This window comes from Paracoccus sp. N5 (assembly GCF_000371965.1).
GTDB lineage: Bacteria > Pseudomonadota > Alphaproteobacteria > Rhodobacterales > Rhodobacteraceae > Paracoccus.
Map to the genome: position 1 here is coordinate 696,389 of NZ_AQUO01000001.1, position 15,104 is coordinate 711,492.

Sequence of the window (15,104 nt, forward strand, 5' to 3'; positions counted from 1 at the left end):
CATGACCCATAAGAACCTGTCGCTCGGCTGCAATGGCCGTGGCGTGATGCATCGCGCCCCCCTGCCGGTCGAGGAGCAGTTCCGGCTGCTGCGCGACAGCGGCGTCTTCGACCATTTCGACCGCATTCCCCAGCCTGGCAAGGAGCGCGCCTATGTCGAGGCCTCGAACCGCTTCGGCGTGCCGATGACCACCGGGCTCTGGACCTATCAGATCGGCCGGGATGAGGGCCTGCTGCGGCACAACCTGGAATGGGCGCAGCGCGCTGGCGCCGAGTGCCACAACCTGATGATCCTGACCCATCACGCGCAGGGCCATGTCGTGGCCGATGACGAGGTGGTGGAGTTCTACCTGCGCGCCGTTGATGAGGGCGACAGGCTGGGCATTACCATCGCAGCCGAGGTGCATATCTACATGTTCACCGAGGATTTCCGCCGCATCACCCCCGTTGCCGAGAAGATCCGCGCGCGGGGGGTGCCGTTCAACTTCGTGCTGGACCATTCGCATGTGCTGCTGAAGATCGAAAGCCCCGAGGAACAGGACGCCTGCGGCATCCGCGCCGATGTCGAAAGCGGCCGGCTGGTCCTCGATCCCCATGAGCCCGGCAATGTCATCGACGACTGGCTGGCGCAGAACATGGTGGTCTGGCTGCAGACCCGGCCGGTGGCGCCGAACGGGCCGAAGAATACTGCGATGATGGGACCGGGCGGGCGTTACGGCCGCGCCTGCCAGTATCCGTTCTTCCGCCCGGCACCCGGCGAATGGGAGCATGACTGGCATGCCTGGAAGGTCGAGCCCAGCAAGCACGTCGCCCGCAAGGTGCTGCAACATCACCACGACCGCGCCGACAGCCCGCTGCGCTGGCTGACCACCGACATGATCGACATGGCCGATTACGGCGGTGGCGTGGGCTATTCGCTGTTCGAGCAGAACGTGGTCATCGCCCACTGGCTGCGCGAGACCTGGCGCGAGATTGCCGGAACCAACCTCAAGGCGGCGGTCGAGAGCAAGGCGAACCGTTGAGTTGATCGCGGATGGACGGAGGGCACGATGGCCGGCGAAGCTGGTGCCGTCGTCTCCGGGCCAAGCCTGTGTGGAAACTGCCCGCGGTAGTCGATCCGATACGTGGTTCCGGAGCCCTCTCGACAAGCCGCACCGCGGCGATCAGCCTGCGATGCTTGCATCAGGAGCCGGATGCCCACCAAGGCGATCATGCGCTTGATGTTGTAGGCCAGCACGTTCAGCGCCATCTCCGTGCAGACGTTTCGCAGCTGTCGCATCAGGAAGGGCGTCGACGCGGAGCTCACTCACCTCGATTTCGGCGGTTTGGCGGTCTGGGTCTCTTGCGGCGATGCGCTCGCCGAATGCCTTGAAGCAGCGCACCCGCCCGCGCCGGAGTATCTCAGCCCGCGCATCGCCGCGCTGGCAGCCGGTGGCGATGCCGATGCCTTCTGGCGCGAGGTCGCGGCAGAGGGCACGCCCATGGTTGAGGATGCCGGTAACGGCGAGGCCATCGTCACCTTCCTGTGGCGCGGGGCCAGCCGCAACGTGCGGCTGTTCGGCGGCCCGTCGGGCGACCATGAATGGCTGGAACGGCTGGCGGGGACGGACATCTGGTTCAAGAGCTTTCGCGTGCCGGACAGCCTGCGGCTCTCCTACAAGCTGGCGCCCGACGTGCCCGACATCCCCGGTGATGCCCGAGCGCGCCGGGTGGCATCCTGGCCACGGCGCAGATGGACCCGAACCGCCACCCCTGGCCCAGCGACGCCCCCGACCGCTTTAATCAGGACGCGACGGTCGTGTTGCAGAACGCGCCCGTCCAGCCCGGCACGCCGCCTGCAGCCGAGGCGGACCCCGAACTCCGCCGCTTCACCTTCGACAGCCGGCTTCTGGGCAACAGCCGCGAGATCACGCTGTCCTTCCCGCGCGGCCTGGACCCCGCCGACCCGGATATTGTGCTGGCCCTGATCTTCGACGGCGAGCAGGCCATGAACCGGATCGACGCCCCGCGCATGCTGGATACGCTGACGCGCCAGGGGGCGCTGCCGCCGGTGGTGGCGGTGCTGATCCCCTCGATCGACGGCCGGACGCGGGGAAAGGAACTGCCCGGCAATCCGCTCTTTGCACAGGCCTTGGCCGAGGAGTTGCTGCCGCGGGTCGCCGCGGAGACCGGGATCCGTCCCGATCCCGCCCGGACCGTCCTGGCGGGCGCCAGCTATGGCGGGCTTGCCGCCGCCACGGTGGCGCTGACCCGGCCCGATGCCTTCGGCAAACAGCTTCGTTCTTCACGGTGATGCTGAAGATACGGTTTCCCTGAAACGACGCGGGCAGCCCCATGGGCTACCCTCATCCGGCCGGCATTGCCGCCTAGCTGCCTCGTTCGGCTGCGAACTGGCTTGCGAACTCGCCGCACCAGTCATTCGGCTTGACCACCGGCTAGAAGCCGCGGCTGCCCTTTATAGCCGGGCCGCCGTGCATCGTGCGACATCGAAGCCCTCTCGGCAAAGCTGCCGCCACACCTTCTGGACGCCGTAGACCCGCCTGCCAGCGCGACCCATGCGGACCCTCGCCGTCGAGAACCATCAGCACCGCACGCTCGCGGACCTCAGGGGAAAACTTGCCAATGCCCTCGGCACCGCCGAAATCGTCCACGTGGTCTGAACCTGAAGGGAGAAGGGGAAGTCACGCCTCAATCCGAACATCTGCAACAGTGCCTCGCCGCGGGCGAAGTGCTGGCTGGCAAAGATCATGGCGTCTTCGGACGGGCACTCCCCGATGATGACCGAGCGGTCGAAGCCGTCGGCATCACCGAGACCATCATAGCGGGCGGTGCCAATGCAGGAGATGCGCAGGGGCAGCCTCTGGACATGGCGCAGCCGAGGCAGCACTTGCCGCGACAATTCGCCGATGAGAGCGAAGGCGGCCTAGCGGGATAGGGTCATGGGGCATACTCCGCGACGGACGGCGGAAGCCTCTCTCCAGCCTAAACCCGTCACGACATCGTGGCCTTCGACGAGGATCGCTGCCAGGGCCCGGCCATAACGATCCGTGCCCTGACGCAGGATTCCAACGCGCCGCCATGCAGGAAGTCGGCGATCCCTTGCGCATCGATTTTTAAAGAGGCGGAGCAGATCAAGGCTTTCGAATGGAAGCAGGGTGGTGCTTTGCTCGTGACAGGTGCTGGATACCCCCTGCCGTCCTCGGCAATCCGACCAGGGCACGAACCGCTCGTATCGCCCCGATAACATGGCGGAACGCCCCTCGCCCCATATTATCGAGCTTTGTAAATTGCTTCTGTTCCGCCTGCGAGACCCGCCAGGCGAGGAATTGATTGAAGGGCATTATCGGAGGTCCTGCCGCCTGAAGGGCTGAGAGCAGACAAGCGGCTTTTATTCCGATACCGAAAGATGCCGGAAGGCCTGCCTGTGGCGGCTCGGAAACCGCCACAATAAATGTCTGATGCCCAAGATGCAGCGCCTTCCGGACTATCCGCCTTCGATCCTCTGCCTGTCGAGGCGATAGACCCGGGCCCTGTCCGGATCGACGCAGCGGGGCAGGCGATACTGAAACGACCTCTGCTCACCGCCGGGGATCAGCAGCCCCGCATCGCCCAGAAGCTTCACCGCGAGGCCGGCCGGCATGCCGGAGGCGACTTCCGTCCGGAAGGCCTCGATGCCGAGATAGATCCAGCGCGCATCACACCAGCCGATGGCATCCGGATCCGGCTCGGCTCCGGGCGGGCACAGACGGTGGCGGTTGCGGCGAAGATATCCGGTCAGACGTTCCGCCATGGCCTCAGCGGTCGAGGGCGGACGCGCCGCATAGGCCCGGTGCCAGATCACCGCGATCTCGACGAGGGCGCTGGTCGCCGTGCCTTTCCGCCAGGGCAGGATGCCGAGCCGGCTGCCGATTTCGCCAGCCGCGGCGATCAGGGCCAGACGGTTCAGAACCCGCAGCACCGGGCCCTCTTTCGCACTCGGGGGCAGCCCGGTCGCCGCCAGCATCAGGGTGCGCAGGCGCGTGATCATGGGGCGCAGGATCTCCTTCACCAGGCCATGATGCGCGATGATCCCTTGCACGAATGCCGGCAGGGCATGTCCGTAATGCTGTCTCGCAGCAGTCTGGAGCGCCTCTCCGCCGCAATCCACGCCCGCTCCGCTTTCGTGCGTCGCTGACGCCCGGTCGGCCCCTCGATCACTTCCAGCCGCGAAACCCCACCATCCGAAAAGCCGTCCAAATGGCCGCCGGCTCGCGCGACGATCGCGATCAGCACAACCGCTCCTACCGCACGCAGGTGATCAACGCGTTCCTGGCCGAGATGGACAGCATCGCCAAGGAAGAAGGCGTCATCGTGATCGGCACCTGCAACCATCCGGAAATGATCGATCCGGCGGTGCTGCGCGCGGGCCGGTTTGATATGAAGGTCGCCCTGCCCCTGCCCGATGTCGAGGGCCTCTTCGGCGTCTTCCGGCACTGCCTGCCCGACTGGCGCGAGGCCGATCTGCGCGATCTCGCGGCGCGCGCCGTCGGCTGCTCGGCGGCAGATGTCGACGCGGCCATCCGGCAGACGCGGGCGACGGCACGGGGGCAAAAACGGGCGATGACCCTCGACGACCTGCGCCAGGTCTTCGTCCTCGACCACGACCCCGCCATCGACCGCCGCGTCGCCCTGCATGAATGCGGCCACGCCATCGCCTGCGCGGCCCTCCGCCTCGGCCCGGTGCGCCGCATTTTCCTGGGCCGCGATGGCGACGGCGGCACGGTGTTCGATGCGGATGCCAAACATGGCTTGCTCAGTGATCTGCAGGACCGCCTGGTGCAGATGCTGGCCGGACGCGCGGCCGAGCGTCTGATCCTGGGCGATGTCTCGGCCGGCGCGGGCGGCAGCGCCGACTCCGATCTAGCCCGGGCGACGATGATCGCCACGTCGATCCAGACACGCTACGGGCTTGGCGCCCAGGGCCCGGTCTGGACCGCAGATCCCGATACCTTGATCGCGCTGGACCCCGACGTGCTGTTTCGTGTCCGCCGCGAGCTGGAGGCTGCCGAGAAGCGCGCCGCGCAGATCCTCAGCACCCATCGTTCCCTGCTCGAGGAGATGGCCGAGACGCTGATGGCCTCGCGCGACATGGACCGCACCGAGGCCCAGGACTGGCTCGCCCGGGTGCGCAATGCGGCAGCGGATGAAGACCATGACGCGCGCCCTGCGCAGCAACCGCAATAGAGACAGACGGGTGGCGCCCGCCTCACGCGATCGCGCGTCACCCTGTCGAATCGCACCCCCGCGAAGAAAGAGACCAAAACAAAAAACAAAAGAGAGCGGCAGAGCCGCCAATCAAAAATCCAAAACCAAAAACGGCGCTCCCTGCGGCGGGCACCGCCCGCCCATTCCATTCCCACGGGATAAAAAAGAAGGAACGTAAAGACCAGGAACCAAAAATCAAAAGACCCGAGTAACACATCCGTCGTTTCGGCAAGGCCGCAGCAGGAGCGAGAACGACAGCGGCGCCTGAAGTGCTGTCCTTTGGCAGGGTGCGCTGCCGGGCATCGCTATCCCGCCAACGCGCCCTAAAATCCGGATAATTCGCGCCCGAGGTTTCGTTGCGCCCGCCGATCGCCCCCCGGCAATCAGGATGCAGGCATCGCGTGCCCCCATGAGCCGCAGTCGTCTCTCGCCCACCCCTCTGGCGCGTGAGATTTCCGTATTTTCAGCCGGTTATCCACATTCATGCAACCCGAGAACCGTGGTTTCAACTTAGAGAACCTCTCCATGCCCTATGATCATCTGAGCAGCAGCGGGGCCGTTCCCGCACAGGATCATCATCAGCGAACGCCGGCGGGCCATGTCCCACGGCGCAGGGAGCAACTCGGCCCATGGCACGAGACCGGAGAGATATTGCCGACAGGGAGGATGCCGCAAAGGCGACGACTGTCCCGTCGGCGCCTCCGGCCGACAAAGCCCTTGCCGGGAATCGGCAAGCCGCGCAGCATCACGACCAGCTGCTTGCCCTCGTCCGGGCGCTGGCCCGCGATGCTGCCCGCGCCGATCACGCCACTGAGCGCGGCGCCCCCTGACGATTGACCTTCCACTCCGCACGGAGATCCGCCCATGACCCTGCGCGCCGTCATCTACGCCCGCTATTCCTCCGACCTGCAAAACGCCGCCTCTATCGAGGACCAGATCCGGCTCTGCCGCGAACGCGCCGCCCGCGAAGGTTGGCAGATCGTCGGCAGCTACGAGGACGCCGCCACCTCCGGCGCCTCGCTGATGCGTCCCGGCATCCAGCGCCTGCAGCAGGATGCCCGCGAGCGGCGCTTCGACGTCGTGATCTCCGAAGCCCTCGACCGGCTGTCGCGCAACCAGGCCGATATCGCCAGCCTCTACCAGAACCTGACCTTCGCCGGCGTGGCCATCGAGACCCTGGCCGAGGGCCGCATCGACGAGATGCATATCGGGCTGAAAGGCACGATGAACGCGCTGTTCCTGAAGGACCTCGCGGCCAAGACCCGCCGGGGCCTGCGCGGCCGCGTGGAGGCCGGCAAATCCGGCGGCGGTAACGCCTATGGCTACACCGTCCTGCGCCATATGGGCGAGGACGGCGAGATCAGGCGCGGCGACCGACAGATCAATGAGGACGAAGCCGCCATCGTGCGGCGGATCTTCACCGCCTATGCCGAAGGGATGTCGCCGAACCGCATCGCCGATCAATTGAACCGCGAAGGCATCCCCGGCCCGCGCGGCCGGGCCTGGGACAAATCCACCATCCACGGCAATCCCAAGCGCGGCACCGGCGTGCTCAACAACGAGATCTATGTCGGCCGCCTGGTCTGGAACCGGCAGAGCTTCGTGAAGGACCCCGCCACCGGCAAGCGCCAGGCCCGTCCGAACCCGGAATCCGAATGGATCGTCACCGAGGTCCCGGAACTGCGGATCATCGACCAGTCCCTCTGGGACCGGGTGAAGACCCGCCAGGAGGGTCGCAAGATCGAACAGACCGACAAGGAAGCCTGGGAACGCCGCAAGCCGCGCTTCCTGCTCACCGGCCTGGTCAAATGCGGCTGCTGCGGCGGCGGTTTCTCGACCGTGGGCAAGGACCGTTTCGGCCGCTCGAACTCGCGCAACAAGGGCAAATCGGTCTGCACGAACCGCACCGGCATCACCCGTCAGGATCTGGAGGACCGGATCCTCACCATCCTCTCCGAGCGGCTGATGGACCCGGAACTGGTGAAGGTCTTCGCCGCCGAATACATCGCCGAGCGCAATCGCCTGGCCGCCAGACATGTCGATGACCGGGCGGTCAAGGAGAAGGAGCTGGCCAAGATCATCAGGGACCAGGACGTGCTGGTGAACGCGCTCCTCTCCGGCCTGCCGCCCGAACGCATCAAGGCCAAGCTGGAACAGCTGGAGACCCGCCAGAAGCACCTGGAACGGGACCTGGCCACCGCCCCGGCCCCGGCGGCACTGACCCGGATCCACCCCAGGATGGCGGAGAACTGGCAGGAGCGGATCCGGGCGCTGATCGCCGGGCTGACGGAACCGGAGGCCGAGGGCGAGGCTCGCGAGGCGATCCGGGGCCTGATCGAGAAGATCGTGGCGACGCCGGTGCCGACCAAGGGCAGGCGGATGCGCCTCGAACTGGTGCTGCACGGCGATCTAGCGGGGATCTTGGCGCTGAGCCTGAATGCGGATCGGCTGTCCGGACAGCAAAAAACCTCCTGCGAACAGGAGGTTATGGAAAGTGCAGGATTTCTGGTTGCGGGGGCAAGCTATGATCTTTACTTGCGACCGGAGCAAGCAAAGATGGTTGCAGGTATACGCATCCACCAATACTCACAATCCACTCCAACCAGCCACCCCACAAAAAGCAAGCGTACGCCACATAGCTGTCATAGCCTGTTTCGTGTCGCAGCGTAATTCTCGCATGCCTTCCCATGAGGCTTCACGAGGCTATATTAGCAAATAGGTTTGGCTCGACAACTGGAGCCTGAAACTTCGTGGTCGCCAGCTATCGGCACATGTAGCTGTACCTGAATGTAGACATTTATCGCGGCCTCAGTGGCAATCTTCGTTCACGGGATGGCGGTACCTGTTGTCAACGGCGGTGCAATATCCGGCCACGCGGCGGAGTAAAATCCGGCCACGCGGCGGTGACCGGCGCCATGGCGCGCGCGCTTACCAGATAGCTGGCGCGTGCCATGGCGCATTGGCTGTTTCGGACGACAGATGCCGCAGAACGTCCAGACCATGTCACCGATGATGCAGCGCAAGCTTCATGAGCGGCATGGCATCCGAGTCTCGTCGGAGAGCCTGCGGCAATGGATGATGGCGGCCGGGCTCTGGCAGAGCCGAGCCCAGCGACGCCGGGTGCACCAGCCGCGGCTGCGGCGCGAATCCCTGGCCGAGCTGATCCAGATCGACGGCTCAGAACACCGTTGGTTCGAGGATCGCGGCCCGGTCTGCACGCTCCTGGTGTTCATCGACGATGCCACCGGCAAGCTGATGCAGATGCGCTTCGTTGACTCGGAAAGCACTCAGGCCTATTTCGCGGCGCTGCAGGACTATTTGCAGACGCATGGTCGCCCGGTCGCCTTTTATTCCGACAAGCGCAGTATCTTCCGGGTGAACCGCACTGAGGCCCGCACCTGCCATGGCATGACGCAGTTCGGCCGCGCGCTTTGCGAGCTGAACATCGAGATCATCTGCGCCAACAGCTCGCAGGCCAAGGGCCGGGTCGAACGGGCCAATCGCACGCTGCAGGACCGGCTGGTCAAGGAGTTGCGCCTGGCGGGCATCCGCGACATCGCCGCCGCCAACGCCTTCCTGCCGGGATTCATCGAGGCCCACAACCTGCGCTTTGCCCAGGCCCCTGCCCGGTCCGACGACCTGCACCGGCCGCTGAACCTGCCGGCATCCCGCCTGAGCGACATCCTCTGCCTGCGCGACCAGCGCCAAGTGGGCAGCAATCTCGTCGTGCATTACGAGCGTCGGAAGTTCATTCTCGACGACAGCGACCACGAGCGCAGCGCGATCGGCTCAAACATTTCCGGTCCATCGCAACGCGATACGACAAGCGAGACGGCAATTTCCTCGCATCCGTACAACTCGCCTCCATCCGCATATGGTTGCGGAGATATGTGTCGGTGAACAAAAGCGGCGTTATTCAGAAGTCGAACCGCACACCCATATCGGCAAGGGTCATGCGCTCGTAATCGCGCTGAACTGAGGCCGCAAGAAAGATACTTGGACCCAGATCATATCTGAGGGCGACACCATAAGAGCTGTCGGTCACCTTTTCCGCCCAATCGCCGTCATTATACGCGACATAGGAACCCAACGTGAATCGGTTAAACTTGTAGTCGCCATACAGGGCGTAAGACGTTCCCAGTTCGGCAAACCCGTTGTCATTGATGTTCAGGCCGATGCGAAGGTCATCGTTGACCTTGTAACGCGTTCCCACGAAATAAAGATCGTTATCCCTGACCCCAGCCCCGCTCTGCGCCGTTGCAGCAGAAAACTCCCAGTCGTTTAGCCGATAGAAAACCGAGGCGGAAACCTCTCGGGTCAGATCCCCTCCCGTGCCGCTGCCGATCTGATCCGGGTCCACCACGGACAGCTTCACGTCGAAGTTGCGCGTGCCATAATTCAAGGCCACCCCGGTCCGATCAGGAAGGCGGCCATATCCGCGATAGGCCAGAATGAAGAAATCCCCCAACGGATCCCCGCCGACGGAAACAGCATGAACCCCCAGCCGCGTCTGTTTCAGCAATAAAGCTCCATCGAAAGCCGGAAGCACATTGCCGATCTCAAGCGACCAGTTTTCATACTCGACATAGAAATTCGCGGGACTGAAGCCCCAGGAAGGGCTGTTGTGATCGCCCTGAACCCAGGTTTTTGCGCCAAATTTCAAGCCGATATCGGTCTCGACGGATGCATCGATCTCCAGCCGCAATCGACTCTGGAGGAACGTGCCGTTCTCTCCGTCCTGTTTCTTCGCCTCCGAATAGGTCAGACCAAATCGGCCAAAGCCGGACAAGCTCACATCGGCCAAGGCCGCACAAGGCGCAAGCGCGGCCGTCATTGCAATCATGCTGAAAAACTTCATTATCCCCCCCATAAAAAACGGACGCCTCCACGCCCGACCGTACAATCGACGCTATTCTTTTGAAAACCGAACTCGCGACGACCACCTCATAATTGCCTGCGGAAAGTCGTCATAGATAATCGTAAAATGCCCAAAGGCCATAACTTGTGTGAACGGCAATCACGTCCGCCTGGAAACAGGAAATCTAAAAAGAAAAAAGGGGGGCAGCCCCCCTTTCCTCATTTCCCATGCAGGGCCGATTTTCACGGCGCAATGTCACGGATCAGCGGATGGAACAGTTCCTCGACCGTGATAGGCTTGGTGATCATATGCTGCTGCGTCGCAAACCGGATCGCCGCTTCAAGCGCCTTGCGGTTCGCCGCGATCCCCACCGGCCATGGATCAATGCTGCCCTCGGGTGTTGCGGCCGCGCGGCTTTTGACAAGCATCCGCCAGACCTCGCGCACCAGGTCGGGTCTCTGGTCGCAAAGCGCGTTCGGAACGATGACATAATGGTTCGGCGGCACGAAACGCTCCCGCTTGTGCCAGTCGAGCGCGGCTTCATGCGGGTTCTCGATCAGCGTCCGCACGCGCGGATCCTTGGGCATGTTCATGCCGAGGATCGCGGCATCGACCTCGCCGTCGAGCAGCATGTTCACCGGATCCTTTGCCGGATCGCCCCAGATGACCGAGGGCGGGTCGGCATATTCCTCCAGATGCGGCTGATCGAAGCAAAGCCATTTCACGCTGTCCGGGTCGACGCCATATTCGTTCTGCAGGATACCGCGGACCCACAGACCCGTGGTCTGTGTATAGGACCGCACGCCGACCACCTTGCCCGGCAGGTCCGCCGGGGTCATGCCGGGATGCACGTCGGTATTGAAGCCGATACAGTGATGCTGGAAGCGTCCCAGCAGCACGATCGGCAGCAGGGTAAAAGGCTTGCCGAACTGATGCGCCTGCAAGAAGGTCGCGGTCGCCATCTCGCTGATGTCGTAGCGTCCCTTGCGCAACATGTCCTTGAACCCGGCATGGGCATTCTTCAACCCGGCGAATTCGAGGCTGATCAGGTCCGAGGCAACCTTGCCCTCGATCAGCGCGCGCGTCGGCTCATAGAGGGTGATATTGGCCGACAGCGTCACCGGACCCTCGGCGGGGAAGATCTTTTCCATACGGGTCATGCGTTGGCTGCCTTGTCCAGGGCTGCTTCCAAGAGTTGCGGATAGAGCCGTTCTGCCGTTCCCGCCCAGATTTGGGCCCGATCCGCCTCTGACAAGGCTGCGAAGCAGCGATGCCCCTGCGCAACCAGTTCCTTCAGCGAGCCGTTGTTGGCGGGGAAATTGGACCCCCAGGCCAGCCGGTCCGCACCATATTCCGCGACCAGCTTCGCAAAGAAGCTCGCGGGCGTGGCAGGTGCCTTTTCCGCAAGATCGAACGTCCGCGGCGTGATCTTGAGAAACAGATTTCCGAACTGCGCCAGTTTCCAGAGCGGCGCGGCCTTGGCATAGGGCGCGCCGTCCGTCAGATCCGGCCGGCCCAGATGGTCGAGGATGATGCTGACTTCGGGGAAGCGCTCGAGGATCTCCTCGACCGCGGGCAGGCCGATGGAGGTGGTCTGGATGGCCACTGTCATGTCGATTTCGGCCATATGTTCCCAGACTTTGTAGGTCTCGGGCGCGATCATCCAGCGTCCGTCGGTCTGGACAGTCGAACCGGCGCCGAAAAGCCGCAAGCCGGCCATGCCGCGGCGCCGCCATTTCTCGATGATGGCGACTGCATCCGGTGCGGCGATATCGACCGAATAGACGCCGACGAAGCGTTCAGGGTCGCGACAGACGCTGTCGGCGGCATAGGAATTGTCATAGCCATAGGTGGTCGAGGAATGCACCATCGCCGCTTGCGAGACCCCAGCCGCCTCCATCTCCTCGACATATTGCTCGAAGGTGAAAGGCCGCTCGGCCGACCAATCGGACCGGATCCCGCCCAGCGGGTTATAGGGATAGGCCGTCGTGTCGGGCGAGATGATATGCGGGTGAATGTCGATGATCTTCTGGGTCATGTTGGCTTTGTCCTGAAGGATTGCCGGTAAGGTGGGGCGGAGACATCTCCGCCGGTTTCCGCGGCCGACGCGGCGCCTCCTCCTCTGGCGCGGCGCAAGGCTTCTCCCCTTGGTCGGGTCAGGCCCGTCCAGGTTGTTCCGTCTGCGATTGACTTCATGTCTTTCAGGTTAGGCCTGCCCGGCATCTCCGAGAATAAGGGCAAGCTCAATTCCAATGGTCGCAGGTTGACTTCCAATATGGTCCCTGGATTTAGCCCGGCAGCGTCTGCAGCGCCGCCTGCCTGATCTGGCTGAGCGAGGCGCCGGGCGTCAGAGCCTCGGGATCGATCATGATTTCGATGACCGCGGGCCCGTCATGGGTGTCGGCGCGCGCGAAGGCTGCGGCGAAATCCGTGGTCCGCTCGACCCTTTCGGCATGGGCGCCATAGGACCGCGCCAATGCGGTGAAATCGGGATTTCCGCGCGCGAGATCGGTTCCCGAGACCCGGGCGGGATAATGCCGCTCCTGATGCATGCGGATCGTGCCGAGCATCCCGTTGTTCAGGATCAGGATACGGATTTTCAGCCCATGCGCCGCCGCCGTCGCCAACTCGGTGCAGGTCATCTGGAAATCGCCGTCCCCTGCGATGCAAATAACAGAGGCTTCTGGCCGGGCGAACTTGGCGGCCAAGGCTGCCGGAATGCCGTAGCCCATCGAGCCGCAGATCGGCGCGACCTGCGTGCCAAAGCGGCGATAGCGGTGAAAGCGGTGCAGCCAGACGGTAAAATTCCCTGCGCCGTTGGTGTAGATCGTGTCCTCCGGCAGGCTCTCATCAAGCCAGGCCATGATCTCGCACATCTGGATCGCGCCGGGGCTGGTCCGAGGGGCGGTCCATGCCTCGAAATCCGCGCGTGCGGCCTTGCGCCAGTCGTCCCAATCACCGCGGACAGCACCGCCCGCGGCGAGCGCCAGGGCAAAGCTTGCCGGATCGCTGACGATGCCCAGTTCGGGTCGATAGACATGGCCGATCTCATCAGGACCGGGATAGACATGGATCAACCGCTGCCGGGGACAGGGAATGTCCATGATCGTGTAGCCATTGGTTCCGATCTCGCCCAACCGCGCCCCGATGACGAGGATCAGATCCGCCTCCGCCACCATCTGCACAAGCCTGGGATTGGGGCCGAGGCCGAGTTCCCCGATATAGCTGCTGCTGTCATTGTCGAGGAGGTCCTGCCGCCGGAACGAGGCGGTGACGGGCAGCCCGCTGTCCTCGGCAAAGCGACGGAAGGCGGCGACCGCCTCGCCGGTCCAGCCGGAGCCGCCCAGCATCACGACCGGACGGCGCGCCTCGGTCAGCAATGCCCGCACCGCCGACACGGCCTCCGGCGAGGGCTCATTCGCAAAGCGCGCCGCAGGGCGGCCATCGGCGCATTCGGCGATTTCGGTCAGCACGTCCTCCGGCAGGGGAATGACCACGGGACCGGGACGGCCGGACATGGCCAGCTGAAAGGCGCGGGTGACGAATTCCGCGGTCCGTGCGGCGTCCTCGAGCTGCAGCACAGCCTTGGCCTGCGTGCCGAAAGTGCAGCGGTAGTCGATCTCCTGAAACCCCTCGCGGGTCATCACGTCACGCGGGTTCTGGCCGATGAACAGGATCATCGGCGTGCTGTCCTGAAAGGCGACATGAAGCCCCGAGGAGGCATTGGTTGCCCCGGGGCCGCGCGAGCAGAAGACGACGCCCGGCCGGCCGGTCAGCTTGCCATAGGCCTCGGCCATCATGGCGGCCCCGCCCTCGTGCCGACAGGTCACCAATTCGATCTGGGGGCAGTCATGCAGCGCGTCGAGAACGGCGAGGAAGCTTTCGCCCGGCACGCAGAAGACGCGGTCCACACCTTGCAGCAACAGCTGGTCGACGAGGATGCGGGCGGCAGTGCGCGGCCCCTTCATGCCGCTTTTCCCATCGCCTTCAGCCGCGCGTCGAGGCGCGGATAGACGCGGCGCACATTGCCTTCGAAGATCGCGTGCCGGTCCTCGGGCGAAAGCTCCAGCGCCTCGACATAGCGGCGGGTGTCGTCGAAGGCATGGCCGGTCTCGGGGTCGATCGAGCGCACCGCGCCCACCATTTCCGAACCGAAGAGTACGTTCCGGACCGGGATCACCTCGGTCAGCAGATCAATGCCTGGCTGGTGATAGACGCAGGTGTCGAAGAAGACGTTGTTCATCAGCGCTTCGGCCAGCGGCGGCCGGCCAAGGTCATTCGCAAGGCCGCGATAGCGGCCCCAATGGTAAGGCACCGCACCGCCGCCATGCGGGATTACCATCCGCAAGGTCGGAAAATCCTTGAACAGATCCGACAGCAGAAGCTGCATGAAGACCGAGGTGTCGCCGTTCAGATAATGCGCCCCCGTTCCGTGGAAGTTCGGGTTGCACGAGCCCGAGACGTGAATCATGGCCGGCACGTCCAGCTCGACCAGCTTCTCGTAAAGCGGATACCACCATTTGTCCGTCACCGGCGGGTCGGTCCAGTAGCCGTCGGTCGGATCGGGATTGAGGTTGCAGCCGACAAAGCCCAGCTCGAGGACGCAACGCTCCAGTTCCTCGATGCAGCCGCGCGGGTCTGCGCCCGGGCTCTGCGGCAGCTGGCAGATGGGAACAAACCGGTCCGGGTAAAGGGTGCTGACCCGATGGATCAGGTCGTTGCAGGTGCGCGACCAATGCCTGCTCAGCGCCTCATTGCCGTGGTGATGTCCCATCAGCCCGGCGATGGGCGAAAACAGCGTCATGTCGATCCCGCGTTCCTTCTGCAGGCGGATCTGGTTCTTCTCCAGCCCTTCGCACAGTTCCTCATCCGAGATTTGCGGGGCGGGCGAGAAATCCGAGGTCTTGCCGGCCTTGAAATCGGCGATCTGGGCATTGCGATAGTCGCGGAAATAACCCGGGACGGTGGTGAAATGACCGTGGCAGTCGATAATCATGTCGGCA

General features: G+C 64.0%; 11 protein-coding genes and 2 pseudogenes. 6 read left to right on the forward strand and 7 right to left on the reverse strand.

The features are described 5' to 3' along the window. Position 1: 1 nt before the first annotated feature. Entirely contained in the window at positions 2 to 1,021 is a 1,020-nt protein-coding gene (locus PARN5_RS0103460; protein ID WP_017998398.1) for a hypothetical protein, read from the forward strand. Positions 1,022 to 1,731: 710 nt separating this feature from the next. Beyond that, positions 1,732 to 2,292, forward strand: a complete 561-nt coding sequence (locus PARN5_RS22820; RefSeq protein ID WP_017998399.1) for an alpha/beta hydrolase-fold protein — start codon at positions 1,732 to 1,734, stop codon at positions 2,290 to 2,292. A 288-nt stretch (positions 2,293 to 2,580) separates the two neighbouring features. On the opposite strand, the gene PARN5_RS22825 is transcribed toward PARN5_RS22820, so the two are convergent. Beyond that, positions 2,581 to 2,886, reverse strand: a complete 306-nt coding sequence (locus tag PARN5_RS22825) for a hypothetical protein (RefSeq protein WP_017998400.1) — start codon at positions 2,884 to 2,886, stop codon at positions 2,581 to 2,583. A gap of 597 nt (positions 2,887 to 3,483) precedes the next feature. Next, positions 3,484 to 4,026, reverse strand: a complete 543-nt coding sequence (locus PARN5_RS21610) for a hypothetical protein (protein ID WP_232419297.1) — start codon at positions 4,024 to 4,026, stop codon at positions 3,484 to 3,486. A 209-nt stretch (positions 4,027 to 4,235) separates the two neighbouring features. Here PARN5_RS21610 and PARN5_RS21615 point away from each other — a divergent pair, with 209 nt between their 5' ends. The 4 genes and pseudogenes from PARN5_RS21615 to PARN5_RS24485 form a co-directional block, all read left to right on the forward strand. Beyond that, entirely contained in the window at positions 4,236 to 5,222 is a 987-nt protein-coding gene (locus tag PARN5_RS21615; RefSeq protein WP_017998402.1) for an AAA family ATPase, read from the forward strand. Between the two features lie 885 nt (positions 5,223 to 6,107). After that, positions 6,108 to 7,913, forward strand: coding sequence for a recombinase family protein (locus tag PARN5_RS25075; protein WP_017998403.1), 1,806 nt, complete (start codon positions 6,108 to 6,110; stop codon positions 7,911 to 7,913). A gap of 351 nt (positions 7,914 to 8,264) precedes the next feature. Next, a pseudogene (locus PARN5_RS0103490) lies at positions 8,265 to 9,032 on the forward strand (ISNCY family transposase); the annotation flags it as partial. Then, positions 9,029 to 9,124 (forward strand): annotated as a pseudogene (locus PARN5_RS24485) (IS5/IS1182 family transposase); the annotation flags it as partial. The pseudogenes PARN5_RS0103490 and PARN5_RS24485, both read left to right, overlap by 4 nt. A gap of 35 nt (positions 9,125 to 9,159) precedes the next feature. Here PARN5_RS24485 and PARN5_RS0103495 read toward each other — a convergent pair. The 5 genes from PARN5_RS0103495 to PARN5_RS0103515 all read right to left on the reverse strand — a co-directional run bounded on the left by PARN5_RS0103495 (position 9,160) and on the right by PARN5_RS0103515 (position 15,097). Further along, positions 9,160 to 10,101, reverse strand: coding sequence for a porin (locus PARN5_RS0103495; protein WP_036698964.1), 942 nt, complete (start codon positions 10,099 to 10,101; stop codon positions 9,160 to 9,162). Positions 10,102 to 10,343: 242 nt separating this feature from the next. Next, positions 10,344 to 11,261: a hypothetical protein gene (locus PARN5_RS0103500; protein WP_011749541.1), complete on the reverse strand. Its 918-nt coding sequence runs from the start codon at positions 11,259 to 11,261 to the stop codon at positions 10,344 to 10,346. Then, positions 11,258 to 12,139, reverse strand: a complete 882-nt coding sequence (locus PARN5_RS0103505; protein WP_011749540.1) for an amidohydrolase family protein — start codon at positions 12,137 to 12,139, stop codon at positions 11,258 to 11,260. The genes PARN5_RS0103500 and PARN5_RS0103505 overlap by 4 nt, the downstream gene beginning before the upstream one ends. Before the next feature lie 250 nt (positions 12,140 to 12,389). After that, the gene (locus tag PARN5_RS0103510) at positions 12,390 to 14,069 is read right to left on the reverse strand and encodes a thiamine pyrophosphate-binding protein (protein ID WP_011749538.1); all 1,680 of its coding nucleotides are present in this window, start codon (positions 14,067 to 14,069) and stop codon (positions 12,390 to 12,392) included. Further along, positions 14,066 to 15,097 (reverse strand): amidohydrolase family protein, encoded by a 1,032-nt coding sequence (locus PARN5_RS0103515; RefSeq protein ID WP_011749537.1) that lies wholly within the window; start codon positions 15,095 to 15,097, stop codon positions 14,066 to 14,068. Before PARN5_RS0103515 ends, PARN5_RS0103510 begins: the two co-directional genes overlap by 4 nt. Between the last annotated feature and the right edge of the window lie 7 nt (positions 15,098 to 15,104).